The sequence below is a fragment of the Pseudomonas sp. BN411 genome (genome assembly GCF_029871235.1).
Lineage (GTDB): Bacteria > Pseudomonadota > Gammaproteobacteria > Pseudomonadales > Pseudomonadaceae > Metapseudomonas.
Genome location: NZ_SSOM01000073.1, coordinates 44,568 through 63,624 on the forward strand (window position 1 = coordinate 44,568; position 19,057 = coordinate 63,624).

Consider the following 19,057-nt stretch of genomic DNA (forward strand, 5'->3'; position numbering starts at 1 on the left):
CTTGTGGATTAATGGCGCGGGGATTGACCGGGCCTGGCTTGGCGGAGCGCGGCCCAGTTTGGCCGATGAGGCTGATCAAATAGTGATCACAACGCCGCAGGCCGCATTCTTACAGGGCTGCAGCCATGGCCAAACAGCTTATCCACAGATGGCTACACAGAATATGTGGGCCAAGTGCTTGAATCAGAACGAAAAATGAACAAAGCGCGAAAAGCCGCGGCAGCTCTGGCCCCTGGCACTCGAACTACAGCTTATCCACAACAGCATCCACGGGAATTGGGTAAAAACTCTGCCGGCCTGTGAACAGATCGCTGAGGAGCGCGCGAATTCACGCCAAAACGGCGCTTGATGCACACGGATGCGCCATCCGTTGCCGATGGAGCGGCCCCATCCGGTGATGGCGTCGATCTGTTATTCACAGCAGAAGAGCGTCCAAGAAGACTTGGGTAAAAACTGACCAATGTTCTGCGAGCCACGGGATTTGAGGCCTGCAGCATTGTCCGCACAAGTTATTCACAGATGGCTGCACAGATATTGTGTGCAACGAAGCAGTTATCCCTATGATTTTGCTCGAAAAATACCCAGGCAGTGGAAAGCTGCGTCGTGCCTGCTTCCCAGGCATCCATCGACAATTTATCCACAGTTGCATCCACGGAAAATGGGGGAAACGGCTCTGTAATGGGGATTTCAGCTGGGAGGAGGCCTGGGGCCGTGCCAGGCATTCCGCGGCCACCAAAAATTGATCAGAAGTTGATCAATCGCCGGAAAGCCACGAATGGCGGGGCACAGAGCAGTATCCGAACAGGTTATCAACAGCCTGCTGCACAGTATCTGTGAGCAGTGCACAAGCCAAGTTGTTGAAAATGCTCAGAAAATCGCCAGATCGCGAGAAGGCCTGCGTGGTGCGGGGCCTGGAGCTTGGTCTACACCTTATCCACAGGCCCTTCCACTGATTTTGGGGAACAGGGTGGAAAAGCGAGGGCTCAACTGCCTTCGCGCATTTCCTGGTAGCGCTGTTCCAGTTCCTGGCGGATCTGGCGGCGCTGCTTGGCCTGGGCATAACGGCGCTTTTCGTCGGGGGTTGCCGGCTGCAGTGGCGGAACTGCAGCGGGGCGACGCTCGTCATCCAGAGCCACCATGGTGAAGAAGCAACTGTTGGTATGTCGCACCGAACGCTCGCGGATGTTTTCGGTGACCACCTTGATGCCCACCTCCATCGAGGTGTTGCCGGTGTAGTTCACCGAGGCAAGGAAGGTGACCAGTTCGCCCACGTGAATGGGCTCGCGGAAGATCACCTGGTCCACCGAGAGGGTCACGACGTAGCGGCCGGCGTAGCGGCTGGCGCAGGCGTAGGCCACTTCATCGAGGTACTTGAGCAGGGTGCCGCCGTGGACGTTGCCGGAGAAGTTGGCCATGTCCGGGGTCATCAGGACGGTCATCGACAGTTGTGCGGTTCCGGGTTCCATTGCTGGCCTCGTCGCTGTGGGGTCTGTCCGGGATAGACGCGGGTCGGCGCCTGGACGCCACAGTTGCAGTGTCGCGCAATTTCGGGACCGCTGTGGATAACGTGCGGTCAGGGTGTCTGGTTGGCTTGCTGACAGGCCGGTCGTTCTTCTACGAGGTCGCTGGGACCGCAGGCCAGGCCGTGTTCGCGGCGCAGTTGCGCCAGCTTGTCGCTTTGCTCGACCAGGAAGCGGTCGAAGGCTTCGAGTATCTCCGGGTGCTTCAGGCTGCTGGCGTGGAAGGCGGTCTGCGCCAGGGGCAATTCCGGGTCCAGCAGCAGGCGGTCGCCACCCAGGTTGGTGCTGGTCGCCAGGTAGTGGTGCAGCACTTCCGGGTTGGCATAGATGGCATCGATGCGCAGGCGCAGCAGCATGCGCACGAGACTGGCGATGTCGCTGGCCTCCACCAGTTGCACCTGGCCGTCACGCAGGCGTTCCTGCCAGGCTTCCGGGGTGAAGCCGCGCACGGTGCCGAGGCGCCGCACCGAGGCGATGCCCCGTCCCAGGTGTTCGCGCAACACCAGGCTGCCGTCCACCACGCGGATCACCGGGCGGCTGTAATGCATTCGCGCATCGCCCTTGAGCTGGCGCGACCAGGCCGGGTTGTCGGGGAACACCAGCATCAGCCGGTCGGTGGTCTGCAGGTTGCGGTGCAGGCGGTTGATCGGCAGGGCTTCCAGTTCGAGGGCGCGGCCCTGGCTGGTGGCAAAGAGCTGCAGCACCGCGATCGCATAACCTTCGGCGGGCTTGCCGGGGAGGGCGCGGTAATAGGGGAGGTAGTCGTGGCTTTCCAGGCCGATGCGCAGTGGCTCCGCTTGGCAGACGCCGAGGGCCAGGAACAGCAGCGCGAACATCGCAGCCTTCATCGGGCGGGCCTGGAAGGGTAGGGAATGACGTTCAGCCTAGCAGCGGCTCGGGGAAACTTCAGTGCCCGGCCAGACCGGCCGGGCACCATGACGGACCTTGCGTCCGCCATCAGGCGTGGGTCAGGTACCAGCGCCAATCCTGCTCACCCACTTCGCTGACGAACTGGCGGAATTCTTCCCACTTGATGGCGAGGAAGATCTTCAGGAAGTCCTCGCCCAGGGCGTCCCTGGCCCAGGTCGACTGCTCCAGGTTGCGCAGGGCGGTGAGCCAGTCGGTGGGCAGGGTTTCGCGGGCCTGCTCGTAGCCGTTGCCGACAATGGGCTCGCCCGGATCGATCTGCTCGCGGATGCCTTTGTGGATACCGGCGAGAATCGCCGCAGCCGCCAGGTAGGGGTTGGCGTCCGCGCCGCAGATGCGGTGTTCCACATGGCGGCTCTTGGCCGGGCCACCCGGCACGCGGAAGGACACGGTGCGGTTGTTCACACCCCAGCTCTTGGCCAGCGGTGCGTAGCTGTTGGCCTGGAAGCGGCGGTAGGAGTTGGCGTTGGGGCAGAAGATCGCCAGCGTGTCGTTGAGGGTCGCCATCATGCCGCCGATGGCGTGGCGCAGCAGCGGCGTGCCGTGCGGGTCTTCGCTGGCCATCAGGTTGTTGCCCTGCTCGTCGGCCAGGCTCACGTGCATGTGCAGGCCGCTGCCGGCGAGGTCGCCAAAGGGCTTGGCCATGAAGCAGGCGATGAGTCCGTGCTTGTTGGCGACGCCCTTGACCAGGCGCTTGTAGCGAATGCCTTCGTCCACCGCTTGGAGCGCGTCGAAGCGATGCTCCAGTGTCAGTTCCAGTTGGCCGGGCGCGTACTCGGAAATGGCGGTGCGCACCGGCAGGCCCTGGACCTCGCATGCGGCGTAGAGGTCATCGAGGAAGGGCTGCAGCTGTTCCAGCTCGTAGACGCCATAGACCTGCGGCGCCTGCGGGCGTACGCCGTTGGCCTGCAGGGCCGGCTGCGGACGGCCATTGGCGTCGCGATGCTTGTCCAGCAGGTAGAACTCCAGCTCCACCGCCATTACCGGGTGGTAGCCGTCGGCCTTGAGGCGGTCGATGGTGCGCGCCAGCACATGGCGCGGATCGCCGGGGGTGGCGGGCAGGCCCTGGGTCGGGTGCATGCTGACCTGCACCTGGCCGGTGGGCGTGTTGCGCCAGGGCTGCAGCGACAGCGAGCCGGAAACCGGGTAGGTCCAGCAGTCGGCGTCGGCGACTTCCCAGACCAGGCCGCTGGCCTCGACGTCCTCGCCCTGGATGGTCAGCGAGAGGATGGAGCTGGGCAGCGGGCGGCCGTTCTCGAAGATCGGCAACAGCTCGTCACGGTGCAGCAGCTTGCCGCGCGGAATGCCGTTGGCGTCGATCAGCATCAGCTCGATGCTGCGCACCTCGGGGTGTTGTTCGAGGAAGTCGCGGGCTTCCTGGGGATTGGCGAATTGCATGGTCAGGGCTCGGTGGTTGGCCTGTCTTTGATGGGGCAATGCCCCATCGTCGGGCTTGATGGGTATCGCTTCGCTCAACCCATCCTACGAATCAGTTCGGTGCCGGGATCAGAGCCGGGCGCCGGGGATGGCCAGCAGCTCGCCGATGGCGTCATCCAGGGTGGCGATCAGTTTGTCCACGTCGGCTGCGCTGGTGCTCGGGCAGCAGAGGGTCATGTTGTGGAACGGCGTGATGAGGATGCCGCGGTTGATCAGGTAAAGGTGAAGGGCCATCTGCAGCTCATCGTGGAAAGCGGCTTCGGCCTCGGCGCCGGTACGCGGCGACACCGGGCAGAACTGGAATTCGCTGCGGGCGCCGAGCTCAGTCACCGACCACTTCAGGTCGTACTTGGCGATCAGGCTGCGGAAGCCGTCGGCCAGGCGCTTGGCCAGCGGCAGCATGTGGTCGTAGGCGGCCTGGGTCATCACCTGTTCGAGGTTGGCGCGCATGCAGTGCATGGCCAGGGCATTGGCCGAAAGGGTGGTGCCCATGCCGCTGTGGCCGTGACCGTGGCTGTCTTCCTGGGCCTTCTTGCGCGAGGCGAGCATCCGTTCCGCCATCTCCGCGCTGCAGCCGAAGATGCCGCAGGGCACGCCGCCGGCGATCGGCTTGCCGACCACGAAGAAGTCCGGGTCGAGGTTCCACAGGTGGGTGCAGCCACCGATGTCGGTCGAGATGGTGTGGGTTTCGTCGATGATCAGCAGGCTGCCGTACTTGCGCGTCAGCTCGCGGCACTTCTGCATGAAGCCAGGATCGGGCAGGACCATGCCGATGTTGGTCATCGCCGGCTCGCAGAGCAGGGCGCAGACGTCGCCTTTGGCCAGGGCGGCTTCCAGCGCCTCGACATCGTTGAAGGGAATGGAGCGGCTGTACTGGGTCAGGTCGTACGCCTGGCCCACCAGACCGGAGCGAGGCACGGTTTCGCCGTCGCGGTAGCGCACCATCACGTCGTCCACGGTGCCGTGGTAGCAGCCGTCGAACACCAGCAGGGTCTTGCGCTCGGTGATGGCGCGGGCCCAGCGCAGCACGTAGCGGTTGGAGTCGGTGGCGGTGGCGGTCACTTGCCAGTAGGGCAGGCCGAAGCGCTGGGCCAGCAGTTCGCCGCAGACCACGGCGTCTTCACCCGGCAGCATGGTGGTCAGGCCATTGTTGGCCTGCTCGGCGATGGCGCGGGCGATGGGGTCCGGTGAGTGGCCGAACATGGTGCCGGTGTCGCCCAGGCAGAAGTCGATGTACTCGTGGCCGTCGACGTCATAGAAGCGGGCGCCCTTGGCGCGCTCGACGAACAGCGGGCAGGGCGTGGACCAGTCGGCCATCCAGTGCATCGGCACGCCGGCGTAGAGCGACTTGTGCGCGCGTTCGGCGAGGGCGACGGATTTCGGATTGCGCTCCAGGAAACGGGCGCGCTCGCGGGCGGCAAAGGTTTCCACGGCGGCTTGGCTGATTCCACTGGCAGTCATGTTGAACACCTCGTTCGAATTTCTGCACATCGTGTTTTGTGATCACAATTCTGTCAAGACTTGCGAAAAAAGGCCCTGAAAATTAACTTGAAAGCAGATTTGTGATCACGGGATCGAACGATAGACCAGATGGAAAGCCTCCGCTGGTCCGGACTCGACCTGGGGTCGTAGTGATCAACCCATCAACAGAAGGCGACCAAGCGCATGCGTAACTGCAGCCTGACCCTGAACCAACTGCCGGCGCCGCCGGCCCTTGCACGGTGATATGCCCATGGCCGAGAACCTGCAGGAACTGCTTTACCAACGACTACGCGAGGGCCTGCTGGCAGGCCATTTCAAACCCGGCGAGCGCCTGAAGATCCGCGATCTCGCCGCCGCCTGGGGTACCAGCCCGATGCCCGTGCGCGCCGCCTTGCAGCGCCTGGTGGCCGAAGGTGCCCTGGAGGGCGAGCCACAGCGCTCGGTGCGCGTGCCGCCTATGACCCGCGAACGCTTCAAGCAGATATTCCAGGTGCGCATGGCGCTGGAAGGCATGGCGGTGGAGGCGGCCGCGGGCCGGCTTTCCCCCGATGAGCTGAATGTTCTGCAGGGCTGCATGGAGCGCATGGACGCCGCCATCGAGCAGCGCGATGTGCAGGGCTACCTGACCGACAACAGCCAGTTTCACCGGGTGCTGTATGGCGCCTGTGGCAACCCGGTCCTGTTGCGCACCATCGAAACCCTCTGGCTGCAGGTCGGTCCCTTCTTCAATCGCCTGTTCACCGAGGCGGATCTGTCGTTGCGTCTCAACGACTTCCACGAAGACGCCTTGAAGGCTTTGCAGGCCGGTGACGGCAAGGCCGCGCGCTTCGCCATCGAGCAGGACCTTACCTACTTCGGCCAATTCCTCCTCAACCTGCTGGAACTGGACTTCGCCCAGGCCCGCAGCGGCTGACCCGCCATTCCTCGGGGGCGGGCCGGTCTCGCTCCCGTAGGACCCTTCAGGCAAGTGTTACTGCATATTGCATCGCCCTGGAGAGAAAGGTCGCGATGATAATCTGCGGCCGTCCTAGCCTTACTTTCCCTAATTCCTACATGGCTCCACCGGAGCCAAGCGAGTAGCCCCGCGCGGGCCCGCTGTGCCGCGCATTGCAGAAAAGGAGTCCGTTGCCATGCATGCCATCGCTTTCATCCAGGATCTTGCCGTGATCATGCTGGTCGCGGGCATGGTGACCATCCTTTTCCACCGCTTCAAACAACCGGTGGTGCTGGGCTACATCGTCGCCGGCTTCATCATCGGCCCACACACGCCGCCCTTCGAGCTGATCCACGACGAAGAAACCATCAAGACCCTCGCCGAGCTGGGGGTGATCTTCCTGATGTTCTGCCTGGGCCTGGAATTCAGCCTGGCCAAGCTGTTCAAGGTGGGGGCTACCGCGTTCATCGCGGCCTTCCTGGAAATCGTGCTGATGATCTGGATCGGCTACGAGATCGGCAGCTACTTCGGCTGGAAGACCATGGATTCGCTGTTCCTCGGCGCGATCCTGGCGATCTCCTCCACCACCATCATCGTCAAGGCGCTCAGCGACCTGAAGATGAAGAACGAGCGCTTCGCGCAGCTGATCTTCGGTGTGCTGATCGTTGAAGACATCCTCGGCATCGGCATCATCGCGCTGCTCTCGGGCATCGCTGTGAGCGGCTCGGTGGAAACCGGGGAAGTGTTCGCCACCGTGGGCAAGCTCAGCCTGTTCATGATCGTCGCGTTGGTCATCGGCATCCTGCTGGTGCCGCGCCTGCTCGCCTACGTGGCGAAGTTCGAGAGCAACGAGATGCTGCTGGTGACGGTGCTCGGCCTCTGCTTCGGTTTCTGCCTGCTGGTGGTGAAGTTGGAATACAGCATGGTGCTGGGCGCCTTCCTGATCGGCGCGATCATGGCCGAGTCGCGCCAGCTGGTGCAGATCGAACGGCTGATCGAACCGGTGCGCGACATGTTCAGCGCGATCTTCTTCGTCGCCATCGGCTTGTTGATCGACCCCAAGATCCTGGTGGAGTACGCCTGGCCCATCGTCGTCATCACCCTGGCGGTGGTGCTGGGCAAGATGGTTTCCTGCGGCCTCGGCGCCTTCATCGCCGGCAACGACGGACGCACCTCGCTGCGGGTCGGCATGGGCCTGTCGCAGATCGGCGAGTTCAGCTTCATCATCGCCGCGCTGGGCATCACCCTGCAGGTCACCAGCGACTTCCTGTATCCGGTGGCCGTGGCCGTGTCGGCTATCACCACCCTGCTGACGCCTTATCTGATCCGCGCTGCCGACCCTCTGTCGATCAAGCTGGCCAAGGCCATGCCACGCCCATTGGCGCGGGTGTTCGGCTACTACGGCGACTGGCTGCGCAGCATCCAGCCCCAGGGCCAGAGCGCGGTTCTGGCGGGGATGATCCGCAAGATCCTGCTGCAGGTGATGGTCAACCTGGCGCTGGTGGTGGCCATCTTCCTGGGCAGCGCCTATTTCGCCGGCACCCTGGCCGAGTACCTGAGCGAGTGGGTGGCCTCGCCCAACCTGCAGAAGGCGCTGATATGGGGTGGCGCGCTGTTGCTGTCGCTGCCCTTCCTGATTGCCGCCTACCGCAAGCTCAAGGCGCTTTCCATGCTACTGGCGGAAATGGGCGTGACGCCGGACAAGGCCGGGCGCCATACCGAGCGGGTGCGCAAGGTGATCGCCGAAGTGATTCCGCTGCTGTCGCTGCTGGGCATCATGCTGCTGCTGATGGCCCTGTCGGCGAGCATCCTGCCGACGCTGGAACTGCTGGTGCTGATCGCCCTGCTGGCGGCGGGCGTCAGCGCATTGCTCTGGCGCTGGCTGATCCGCGTGCATTCACGGATGCAGATCGCGCTGATGGAGACCTTGGAGCAGAACCAGGACCACCATCATTGAGCGTCTACCTCTTAACGCGCTCGCGAGCTAGAGAAGAGCAAGGCGAAACGACCAACGAGAGTAACAGCCGCAGGCTGGCCCGAAGGGAGAGCGCTATTTTCAACGCTGCTATTCCGACGCGCAGTAGCGCGTTCGCTCAGTTGGCCAGCCAGACGTCTCTTGCCCAGTGCCACACCGAGTCCCAGCTCTCGTCGGTAAGCTCGCCTTCGTCGCCGTCCCACAGCAGTACTTCGCCCTCGCCATCGACCACGTAGTAGTCGCGGCCATCCTGGCAGAGCGGCACCAGGTCGCGGGGGACGCCCAGGTCCCAGGCCACGGCGGCGACTTCCGGCAGGAAGGTGTGGGATTGCGGGTCGGTGGCGGTCACCGGCTCCAGACGGCCATAGACCACGTCGCTGACTTTTAGCAGGAACTCACGCAGCTCGAAGGGCAGGTTGATCAGCAATTGCTCCTCGATCTCCACCAGCAACTCCTCGTCAGGAAGCTCCAGGGGAACCGGCACCGGCTCGTTGAGTTCGCGCAGCTGTTCGATGACTTCTTCCATGGCGGCAGGCCCTCTTGCATTGGGATGCGCTTTATACAGTAGCCGGGGCTTGGGAAGAAAAGAGCCTGATCGTCACATGGAGATGCATGGGGCTGCCAAACCGTTAAGCTCGACCTTTTTCCGAGGACCCCATCATGGCCATCGCCTGGACCTGCAAGCACCACAGCGAACTCGACACCCGCGAGCTCTATGGCTTCCTGGCCCTGCGCTGCAAGGTGTTCGTGGTGGAGCAGAACTGTCCCTACCTGGATGTCGATGGCCAGGACCTGGAAGCCGATACCTGCCATGTGATGGCCTGGGAAGATGGCGCGCTGCTGGCGTACCTGCGCCTGCTGGACCCGGCGACCCAGGGCGGCGACGTGGTGATCGGGCGGGTGGTCAGTGCGGCCGAGGCGCGCGGCCGTGGCCTGGGACACGGGTTGATGGAGCGCGCCCTGGAAGAGGCCGAAAGGCGCTGGCCGGGGATGCCGGTTTACCTCTCCGCCCAGGCACATCTGCAGGGTTATTACGGCCGCTATGGCTTCTCGCCGGTGACCGAGGTCTACCTGGACGACGGCATTCCCCACATCGGCATGCGCCGCGCTTAGGCCTCAAGCTGCTTTAACGGGCGCGGCTCAGTACCAACTGCTTCAGCCCTACGGGGGCTCGCTGGCTAAACTGTGTGCACCGATACGGCTGCCCCCGGGCAGCCAACCATCCCTGGTTAACGACAGGAGGTGCATCATGCGAATGGCCGCAACCCTGCAGCGTAGCCTGGCGCGTTCCCATACCCGGTTCGATGTGGTGCCGCACCCGCACTCGGCCACGAGCCTCGAATCGGCTCGGGTCGCCAACATCCCGGCTGAGCGCCTGGCCAAGACGGTGATCCTCGACGACCGCCAAGGTCACTTCCTCATGGCGGTAGTACCTGCCAGCCGCCATCTGGACGTGGGCAAGGTACGCAAGGACGCCAGGCTCTGGCAGCTCACCCATGAGGCCGACCTGGCCAAACTGTTCAAGGACTGCGAACTCGGCGCCGTGCCCGCAGTAGGCGAGCCCTACGGCATGAATATGGTGGTGGACCCGCAGCTGACACGGCAGAAGGACATCTACCTGGAGGCAGGTGACCACGAGAACCTGGTGCATATGCGGATGGACGACTACCTGAAGCTGGTGCCAGATGCCGAAGTCTGCGAGCTCTGCCACTAGGCGGGGCATGATTTGCTGCGCGTCGGAATAACTGCGTTGAAATTGGCTTCGGACTGCTCATTTACAACTCGTAAACTCCGCGTCCTCAGCCAATTTCGCCTTGTTCTTCTCTAGCTCGCTAAATCATGCAGAAGATCAAAGGCGTTCGGCCGCCGCAACCGCCGCCATTCTGGTTCCGTCGCTCCATCGCCCGCCGGCGTTGGCGGCGAGGTGGAGGTCGGCGCCAGTGAAAAGAAAAACCCCGGGACAAGCCCGGGGTTTTTTCAGTGCGCCAGCGATCAGTTCTGACGGATGCCCGCCACCAGCCAGGGCTGGTTGTCGCCGTTCACGCGCTCCATGCGCCAGCTCTCGCTGAACGCCTCGCCCTGGTCGAAGCGCGAGGATTTGGAGATGCCGCTGAAGGTCAGGGTGGCGACGGTCTTGTCGGCCAGCTCGTCGATGCCGTCCAGTTGCACCTGGAGGTTGTCGATGTAGGTGGACTGGTAGGCGTCGCCCATGCTGGCGCGTTCTTCCTTGAGGAAGTTCAGCATCTGCGGGGTGACGAACTCGGCGATCTTGTCCATCTCGGCCGCGTCCCAGTGCTGCTGCAGGGCCATGAAGTGTTCACGGCCGGCTTCGACGAAGCGCTGCTCGTTGAACCAGCTCGGGGCGTTGAAGGCCGGCTGGGCCACCGGGGCGGCGCTGCCGAAGATCGGCGATTGCTGCTGCGGCATCTGCGGCATTTCGCGCTGGAACGGCGCATGGCCGCCAGCCATGGCGGGACGGCCCTGCTGCTGGGCGCGTTTGCGGGCGGCCAGGAAGCGGAAGATCAGGAAGGCGATCAGGCCGATGATGAGGAAGTCGAAGATCTGCATGCCGTCGAAGCCGTCGCCCATGAACATGGAGGCGAGCAGGCCACCGGCGGCGATGCCGGCCAGCGGGCCGAGCCAGCGGGACGCGCCGCTTGCGGCAGCGGGTTTGCCGGCTACGCCAGGCGCGGCGGCATTCGGGGTTTGCTGGGCAGGTGCTGCCTGGCGGGTCTGGTGAGTCGGCGCGGAGCCAAAGGACTTGCCGCCGCCCATACGCTTGGCGGCGTTGACATCCAGGCTCAGCGTCAGGCCGACGCAGAGGGCCAGGGCAATACTGAGGAATCGGCGCATCAGAGGCTTCTCTTGGTTATGAATCTACGCGCGCCATGCTGCACAGTCAGTCGCGCGATAGCTAGGGGCAGAGTGTTTCGGGATTTTGTCTGGCACTGAAATCGGCCTTTTCCGGCCATACCGTTCATCTGCGCAGTAGGAGGATCAATGGACCGAAACGCAGTTGCCTGCGAAGCAGGGCGCGCAGATCGGCCTCGTCCTCAGTGGGGTGACGCAGCCAGTGGACGAAGGTACGCAGGTAGGCACCGGTGAGCAGGCTTTCCTCGGCGATGCGGCATAGATGCAGGGTTTCCCGTTGCGCTGCCTCGCGCCACCACTGCACGGTGCGGCTGATTCGCAACAGACCCGCCACTTGCAAGTGAAAATGGCCGGGCTCCAGCTTGTAGAGCAGCATCTGCCCGGTCACGGAACGATGCGGCGCCAGGGCGCTGAGCCAGGCCATCAGCAGTTCTTCCAGACGCTTTTCGGCATTCAACGCCGTCAGGTCGCCGCCCTTGCCACGTTCCAGTAGCGCCAGGTCGGCGCGGTCGAACCAGGCTTCCACCAGGTCATCTTTCTGCCGGAAGTGCTTGGCGATGGCGTCGAGGCCGACGCCGAGCTGGTTGGCCACCTCGAACAGGTGAAGCTGCTCCCAGCCGCAATTGTCGGCTAGGGACAGGGCGCAATCGAGAATCTGCTGGGCGCTGGGGGAGCGGGGCATGGAATTACCTCCGCCACTGAGTATGGCCAAGCTCGCGGAGGCGACAGGGGCATCGGACGGGCGGAGGGTGATGCCGAAGGGGGCGGCTGCTGCTCTTGTGGGGGCGAATTCATTCGCTAAGGGCAGCGAAGCCGCCCCTTGATCACCAAGGGCAGGCCTGCGGCCTGCTCAGCGAATGAATTCGCCCCCACAGATAAATCAGAGCGGCTGCAGCTTGGCGTAGGCCAGCATCAGCCACTTGCTGCCTTCGCTCTCGAACTTCACCTGTACCCGCGCCTGGGCGCCGGCGCCTTCGAAGTTGAGGATGGTGCCTTCGCCGAACAAGGCGTGCTGCACGCGCTGGCCCAGGGAGAAGGGCGTTTCCGGCACGGCGGCGCCATCGAAGATGGAGCCGTGGCGGCCGCCGGCACCCATGGGACGGCTGATGCTGTTGTTCAGGCGCACTTCGCGGATCAGCTGCGGCGGTACTTCGCGGACGAAGCGCGAGACCTTGTTGTAGGTCTCGCTGCCGTAGAGCCGGCGGGTTTCGGCGTAAGTCAGCACCAGGCGCTGCATGGCGCGGGTGACGCCGACGTAGGCCAGGCGGCGTTCTTCCTCCAGACGGGTCGGGTCTTCCATGCTCATCTTGTGCGGGAACAGGCCTTCTTCCATGCCCACCAGGAACACCAGCGGGAACTCCAGGCCCTTGGCGCTGTGCAGGGTCATCAGCTGCACGCTGTCCTCGAAGGCGTCGGCCTGGGTTTCCCCGGCTTCCAGCGAGGCGTGGCTGAGGAAGGCCTGCAGCGGGGTGAGGTCGTCCTCGGGCTCTTCGTTCTCGAAGGCGCGGGCGGCGCTGACCAGTTCCTCCAGGTTTTCCACCCGGGCCTGGCCTTTCTCGCCCTTCTCGTCCTTGTGGTACGCCACCAGGCCGCTCTGCTCGATGACCGTCTGGGTCATCAGGTGCAGGGGCATGTCCAGGCACTTCGCGGTCAGGTTCTCGATCAGCTCCATGAAGACCGCCAGGGCGCTGGAGGCGCGACCGGCCAGGGCCTTGTTGGCGATCATCAGGCGCATCGCTTCCCACATCGAGACTTCGTTGACGCGGGAGGACTCGCGGATGCTTTCCACGGTTTTCTCGCCGATGCCGCGCGGCGGTACGTTGATCACCCGCTCCAGCGCGGCGTCGTTGCCACGGCCGTCGAGCAGGCGCAGGTAGGCCATGGCGTTCTTGATCTCGGCGCGTTCGAAGAAGCGCTGGCCGCCATAGATGCGGTAGGGAATCTTCTCGCGCAGCAGGGCCTCTTCCAGCACCCGCGACTGGGCGTTGGAGCGATAGAGGATGGCGATCTCGCTGCGGGCCATGCCGTCTTTCAGGGCGCTCTCGATGCTCTCCACCACGTAGCGGGCTTCGTCGTGCTCGTTGAACGCGGCATACAGGCCGATGGGTTCGCCGTCTTCGCCCTCGGTCCACAGCTCCTTGCCCAGACGTCCCTGGTTGTTGGCGATCAGGGCGTTGGCAGCCTTGAGGATGCCGGCGGTGGAGCGGTAGTTCTGCTCCAGGCGGATCACCTCGGTGTCGGCGAAGTCGCTGGAGAACTGCTGGATGTTCTCGATCCGCGCACCGCGCCAGCCGTAGATCGACTGGTCGTCATCGCCCACCACCATCAGGCTCTGGCCGCCCTTGGCCAGCAGGCGCAGCCAGGCGTACTGCACGGCGTTGGTGTCCTGGAACTCGTCCACCAGCACGTGGCGGAAGCGCCGCTGGTAGTGCTCCAGCAGGCTCGGGCGGTCGCGCCAGAGGTCGAGGGCGCGCAGCAGCAGCTCGGAGAAGTCGATCACTCCGGTGCGCGCGCAGGCGGCCTCGTAGGCTTCGTAGATCTTCAGCATGGTGCCGAGGAACAGGTCGCCGCCGGCCTGGATGTGCTGCGGACGGATGCCCTCGTCCTTCTGCCCGTTGATGAACCACTGTGCCTGGCGTGCCGGCCAGCGCTGCTCGTCGAGGCCGAGGTCGCGGATCACCCGCTTGACCAGGCGCTGCTGGTCGTCGCTGTCGAGGATCTGGAAGTTCTCGGCAAGCCCCGCTTCCTGCCAATGGGCACGCAACAGGCGGTGCGCCAGGCCGTGGAAGGTGCCGACCCACATGCCCGCCGGGTTGATCCCCAGCAGTTGCTCGATGCGCTGGCGCATCTCGGCGGCGGCCTTGTTGGTGAAGGTGACCGACAGGATCGAATGCGGCGAGGCCTGCTCCACCTGGATCAGCCAGGCGATGCGGTGCACCAGCACGCGGGTCTTGCCGGAACCGGCGCCGGCAAGCACCAGTTGACGCCCCAGCGAGGCCGCTACGGCCTGGCGTTGAGCATCGTTGAGGGAGTTCAGGAGGAGGGAGAGATCGTCATGCATCGCGGCATTCTAGGGGGGCGGCCGGGGCAGGGCAAACCGATGACCGGATGGTCAGCTGGACGGTCGCAGATGCTGGGGCCAGAGACCCTCCTAAAGTTGGGGGACGCTCGTCCGGAACCTCGCACATAAAGCTATTGCAGCTTCTCCCCGCTCGGGTAAGCTCCGGGCTCGCTTAGGCAGACCAAGACAAAAACAAGCGCCTATGACCGCTAATTCAATGTTTGCCGGCCAGACGCTGTCCCTGGCCGACAGCCGCGAGATTCGCCAGCAGTTCGCGACCGACATTGCGGCCGAACGCACGCGCCTTCTTTACCAGGGGTCCCAGGTCCCTACCCTGTTCATGCTGCTCAACGGCCTGGCCTGCGCCTACCTGCTCTGGGGGCCGGGCAACAGCCTGCTGCTCGGCGGCTGGCTGGTGTGGCTGGTGCTGCTGGCCATCCTGCGCCTGACCCAGGTGGCCGCGTTCAAACAGGCGCTGCCCTCGAAGCAGGCCTGCCCGCGCTGGCGCCGGGCCTTCCTGCTAGGCGCCGGCGCTTCAGGCCTGACCCTGGCGTTCGCCGCCGTGGCACTGGTGCCGCCGGACGCCTTCCTGACCCAGGCGCTGGTCTACGGGCTGATCGCCGCCGCGATCCTCTCCGCCAGCGTTGCCTATGCCGTCAGCCTTTCGGCCTTTCTCACGTTCGCCTTGCCCTGCCTGCTGCCCTCCATCACCTGGCTGCTGCTGGGCGATACGCCGCTGCTGCGCGGCTGGGGCGTGCTCGGGGTGATCCTCGCCGCCTCGCTCATGGTGGTGGCCTGGCAGGTCAACCGGCTGGTGCAGCGCAGCCTCTTGCAGCGCTTTCAGAACCAGGCGCTGATCAGCCACTTGGAGCAGGCCAAGGGCCGCGCCGAAGGCCTCAACGAAGAACTGGCCCGTGAAGTGGAGCAGCGCCGCCGCGCCGAGCGTGACCTGCGTCGTGCCCATGGCGAGCTGGAAATGCGCGTGGCCCAGCGCACGCTGGAGCTGGCCGATGCCAGCCACGCCCTGGTGAAGAGCGAAGCGCGCCTGGCCCTGGCCCTGGAGGCGAGCGAGCTCGGCCTGTGGGACTGGAACCTGGAAACCGACGAAGTCCATCACTCGCAACTGAAAGCCATCTTCGGCATCGAGGCTGACGACGTCACCCGCGTGCTCAGCGACCTCAAGCCGCGCCTGCACCCGGACGACCTGCCGCTGCTGCGCCGGGCGCTGGTGGAACACCTGAAGGGCCGCACCGATGGCTATGCCATCGACTACCGGGTACGCCACGTCGATGGCCACTGGGTCTGGGTGGAAGACCGTGGCCGCGTGGTGGAGCGGGATGAAGAGGGTAAGGTGCTGCGCATGCTCGGCACCCGCCGCGACATCACCGCGCGCAAGCTCCAGGACGAAGAACAGCGCCTGGCGGCGACGGTGTTCGACGCGGCCAGCGAGGGCATCGTCATCCTCGACCCGGACTACCGGGTAATCCAGACCAACGCGGCGTTCAGCCAGGTCACCGGCTATCGCCAGGAAGAAGTGATCGGGCGTAGCGTCGCCACCCTGATCGGCACCCGCGAAGCCCGCCGCCGCTACCACCTGATCCGCGAAGAGCTGGAGCAGAGCGGCAGCTGGCAGGGTGAGCTGATGGACACCCGCAAGAACGGCGAGCTCTACCCGCAATGGCTGCAGCTCAACGTGGTGCGCGACTCGCGGGGCAATGTCAGCCATATCGTCGGTTTCTTCGCCGACCTTTCTGCCCGTCGCGAGGCTGAGGAGCGCCTGCGCTACCTGTCCAACTACGACGACCTCACCGGGCTGGCCAACCGCACCCTGTTCAAGGACCGGCTCCACGAAGCCAGCCAGCGCGCGCGCCAGAGCGGCCGCAGCCTGGCCCTGCTGCACATCGACCTGGACCGCTTCAAGGTGCTCAACGACAGCCTCGGTCATGAAGGGGCGGATCAGCTGTTGCGCCAGGTCAGCCGCCGCCTGACCCAGGCCGTGCCGGAGGCCGATACCATCGCGCGCCTGGCGGGCGATGAGTTCGCGGTGATCCTCGACGCCTACGGCAGCGTCGCCAACCTCGCGCGGCAGGCCAGCCGCCTGCTCGGCAAGCTGCGCATGCCGATGACCGTGGGTGGCCACGAGCTGGTGATCAGCGGCTCCCTGGGCATCAGCCTGTTGCCGGACAACGCGCGCGATATTTCCGCCCTGATCAGCCAGGCCAACATGGCCATGCAGCACGCCAAGCACCTGGGCGGCAACACCTTCCAGTTCTTCACCGACAACCTCCAGGCCTGCACCCTGGAGCGCCTGCAGATGGAGAACCAGCTGCGCAAGGCCATCGAGGAAGGCCAGCTGGAAGTCTTCTACCAGCCCAAGCTGGGCCTGGCCGACAACAGCCTGAATGCGGCGGAGGCGCTGGTGCGCTGGCGCCATCCGCAGCAGGGGCTGGTGCCGCCGGGGGACTTCATTGGTCTTGCCGAGGAAACCGGGCTGATCGCCCCCATCGGCGAATTCGTGCTGCGCCAGGCCTGCCAGCAGGCCCGCGAATGGCAGCGCCAGGGCCTGGCGGATATCCGCGTCTCGGTGAACCTGTCGATGCACCAGCTGCGCCAGGGCAACCTGGTGAGCCTGGTGCGCCAGGTGCTGGAAGAAACCGGCCTGCAGGCGCGCCTGCTGGAGCTGGAACTGACCGAAAGCCACCTGCTGGAAAACGTCGAGAACGTCATCGCCACTTTCCACCAGTTGCGCCAGATCGGCGTGAAGCTGGCCATCGACGACTTCGGCACCGGTTATTCGTCCCTGAGCTACCTCAAGCGTTTCCCGGTGGACTACGTGAAGATCGACCAGACCTTCATCCGCGACCTTTCCGCCGGCAGCGAGGACGCCGCCATCACCCGCGCGATCATCGCCATGGCCCACAGCCTGGAACTGAAAGTGGTGGCGGAGGGCGTGGAAAACCATGAGCAGCTCAGCTTCCTGCGTAGCCAGCGCTGCGACGAGATCCAGGGCTACCTGATCAGCCCACCAGTGGAAGCGCCCCAGTTCGTGCGGCTGCTCAAGGAGCAGGCTGCGGCGCTCTGGCGCTGAGGCACTGACACATTGTAGGAGCGAGCTCTGCTCGCGAAGCTTCGTGCCATGGCGGTTCGCGAGCAAGCTCGCTCCTACAGGTTCGTCCGGTGGCATTGAGTTGTCGGGTGGGATGATGGGTATCGCTCCGCTCAACGCAGCGGAGGTGGCATTGGTAGGGTGGGCTTCAGCCCACCAACGAGCCTCCGCGTGGGCTGAAGCGGAGCGCCGCCCGGCCCACCCTACAGAAGAGAGTACGGAGCGACCCGTCAGGCGCTGGCCGCCGTGCGGCTATTGCCGTTGCTGAACCAGCGCAGGAGCAGGGCGTTCTCCAGGTCCACGCCAGCAGGCAGCGGCAGGTACAGGGTGTGGCCGTCGCCCGGGGCCACCGCCTTGCGCTCGCCGTAGCGGTTTTCCAGGGCTTCCAGGCGGAAGTCGAGGTTGCCTTGCGGGGTCATCAATTGCAGGCGGTCGCCGACGGCGAAGTGATTCTTCACCCGCACCTCCGCCAACCCTTGGCGAACCACCCCGGTCAGCTCGCCGACAAACTGCTGGCGCTCCGACAGCGAGTAGCCGTGCTCATAGTTCTGGTACTCGTCGTGTACATGGCGGCGCAGGAAACCTTCGGTGTAGCCACGGTTGGCCAATGATTCGAGATCGTCCATCAGGGTGCGGTCGAAGGGGCGGCCGGCGCAGGCGTCGTCGATGGCCTTGCGATAGGCCTGGGCGGTGCGTGCCACATAGAAGTGCGACTTGGTGCGACCCTCGATCTTCAGCGAATGCACGCCCATCTGCAGCAAGCGCTCCACGTGGTGCACGGCGCGAAGGTCCTTGGAATTCATGATGTAGGTGCCGTGCTCGTCCTCCCAGGCGGACATCAGTTCGCCGGGACGATTGGCTTCCTCCAAGAGGACCACCTGGTCGCTCGGCTGGCCGCAGCCGAGGGTGGGCACCACCTGTCCCAGTTCGTCCTCATGGGCCGGCTTGGTGCCGTACTGCCAGCGGCAGGCATTGGTGCAGGTGCCCTGGTTGGGGTCGCGGTGGTTGAGGTAGCCGGAGAGCAGGCAGCGGCCGGAATACGCCATGCACAGGGCGCCGTGGACGAAGACCTCCAGTTCCATGCCCGGCACCTGCTGGCGAATTTCGCCGATTTCCTCCAGCGACAGCTCGCGGGACAGGATTACCCGGCTGAGCCCCTGCTGCTGCCAGAACTTCACGCTGGCCCAGTTCACCGCGTTGGCCTGTACCGAGAGGTGGATGGGCATCTGCGGGAAATGCTCGCGAGCCAGCATGATCAGGCCGGGATCGGACATGATCAGCGCATCAGGCCCCATGGCGATCACCGGCTCCAGGTCCTTGAGGAAGGTACGCAGCTTGGCGTTGTGCGGGGCGATGTTCACCACCACGTAGAAGCGCTTGCCGGCGGCGTGGGCCTCCTCGATGCCGAGGGCCAGGTTGGCGTGGTCGAATTCGTTGTTGCGTACCCGCAGGCTGTAGCGCGGCTGGCCGGCGTAGACGGCATCGGCGCCGTAGGCGAAGGCGTAGCGCATGGCCTTGAGGGTGCCGGCGGGGGAGAGCAGTTCGGGGCTGTGCATGGCGCGGCTCGCGGAGTCTGGAGGACGGGCGCGCGATTCTAGGGAGGGTGGCGGGGAGGAATATTGCTCTGGAGCAATGGGGCTGCTGGGGGGGTTGCCGTTCGTAGGTTGGTCCGAGCGAAGCGAGGCCCAACGTTGCCCGGTCAAACCCCTGTCTGTTGGGCTTCGCTGCGCTCTGCACCAACCTA

The 19,057-nt window shown here is 64.7% G+C and carries 14 protein-coding genes; 5 read left to right on the top strand and 9 right to left on the bottom strand.

The features are described from left to right. Positions 1–983: 983 nt before the first annotated feature. The 4 genes from E8F06_RS18245 to E8F06_RS18260 form a co-directional block, all read right to left on the bottom strand. Positions 984–1,466, bottom strand: coding sequence for an acyl-CoA thioesterase (locus E8F06_RS18245; RefSeq protein ID WP_280369807.1), 483 nt, complete (start codon positions 1,464–1,466; stop codon positions 984–986). 107 nt (positions 1,467–1,573) lie between these two features. Beyond that, complete coding sequence (locus tag E8F06_RS18250; RefSeq protein ID WP_280369809.1) at positions 1,574–2,356, bottom strand: transporter substrate-binding domain-containing protein; 783 nt, start codon at positions 2,354–2,356, stop codon at positions 1,574–1,576. 121 nt (positions 2,357–2,477) lie between these two features. After that, entirely contained in the window at positions 2,478–3,845 is a 1,368-nt protein-coding gene (locus tag E8F06_RS18255; protein WP_280369811.1) for a glutamine synthetase family protein, read from the bottom strand. 108 nt (positions 3,846–3,953) lie between these two features. Continuing rightward, complete coding sequence (locus tag E8F06_RS18260) at positions 3,954–5,345, bottom strand: aspartate aminotransferase family protein (protein ID WP_280369813.1); 1,392 nt, start codon at positions 5,343–5,345, stop codon at positions 3,954–3,956. Between the two features lie 271 nt (positions 5,346–5,616). Between E8F06_RS18260 and E8F06_RS18265 the strand changes: the two genes are divergently transcribed. Beyond that, entirely contained in the window at positions 5,617–6,279 is a 663-nt protein-coding gene (locus E8F06_RS18265; protein ID WP_280369815.1) for a GntR family transcriptional regulator, read from the top strand. 217 nt (positions 6,280–6,496) lie between these two features. After that, positions 6,497–8,257, top strand: a complete 1,761-nt coding sequence (locus E8F06_RS18270) for a cation:proton antiporter (protein WP_280369816.1) — start codon at positions 6,497–6,499, stop codon at positions 8,255–8,257. 136 nt (positions 8,258–8,393) lie between these two features. On the opposite strand, the gene E8F06_RS18275 is transcribed toward E8F06_RS18270, so the two are convergent. Then, positions 8,394–8,801, bottom strand: coding sequence for an SMI1/KNR4 family protein (locus tag E8F06_RS18275; protein WP_280369818.1), 408 nt, complete (start codon positions 8,799–8,801; stop codon positions 8,394–8,396). Between the two features lie 134 nt (positions 8,802–8,935). Between E8F06_RS18275 and E8F06_RS18280 the strand changes: the two genes are divergently transcribed. Next, entirely contained in the window at positions 8,936–9,388 is a 453-nt protein-coding gene (locus E8F06_RS18280) for a GNAT family N-acetyltransferase (RefSeq protein ID WP_280369820.1), read from the top strand. Positions 9,389–9,524: 136 nt separating this feature from the next. Next, positions 9,525–9,989: a YbaK/EbsC family protein gene (locus E8F06_RS18285; protein ID WP_280369822.1), complete on the top strand. Its 465-nt coding sequence runs from the start codon at positions 9,525–9,527 to the stop codon at positions 9,987–9,989. 278 nt (positions 9,990–10,267) lie between these two features. On the opposite strand, the gene E8F06_RS18290 is transcribed toward E8F06_RS18285, so the two are convergent. The 3 genes from E8F06_RS18290 to uvrD all read right to left on the bottom strand — a co-directional run bounded on the left by E8F06_RS18290 (position 10,268) and on the right by uvrD (position 14,207). Continuing rightward, positions 10,268–11,128, bottom strand: coding sequence for a Tim44 domain-containing protein (locus E8F06_RS18290; RefSeq protein ID WP_280369824.1), 861 nt, complete (start codon positions 11,126–11,128; stop codon positions 10,268–10,270). A gap of 124 nt (positions 11,129–11,252) precedes the next feature. Then, positions 11,253–11,828 carry a TetR/AcrR family transcriptional regulator gene (locus E8F06_RS18295; RefSeq protein WP_280369826.1) on the bottom strand — a complete coding sequence of 192 codons (576 nt, stop codon included), beginning with the start codon at positions 11,826–11,828 and terminating at the stop codon, positions 11,253–11,255. Between the two features lie 198 nt (positions 11,829–12,026). Continuing rightward, positions 12,027–14,207 (bottom strand): DNA helicase II, encoded by a 2,181-nt coding sequence (uvrD, locus tag E8F06_RS18300; protein ID WP_280369828.1) that lies wholly within the window; start codon positions 14,205–14,207, stop codon positions 12,027–12,029. Between the two features lie 202 nt (positions 14,208–14,409). Here uvrD and E8F06_RS18305 point away from each other — a divergent pair, with 202 nt between their 5' ends. Continuing rightward, positions 14,410–17,295 (top strand): EAL domain-containing protein, encoded by a 2,886-nt coding sequence (locus E8F06_RS18305; protein ID WP_280369830.1) that lies wholly within the window; start codon positions 14,410–14,412, stop codon positions 17,293–17,295. Between the two features lie 248 nt (positions 17,296–17,543). Here E8F06_RS18305 and yegQ read toward each other — a convergent pair whose 3' ends face one another. After that, positions 17,544–18,869, bottom strand: a complete 1,326-nt coding sequence (gene yegQ / locus E8F06_RS18310; protein WP_280369832.1) for a tRNA 5-hydroxyuridine modification protein YegQ — start codon at positions 18,867–18,869, stop codon at positions 17,544–17,546. Positions 18,870–19,057 lie beyond the last annotated feature (188 nt).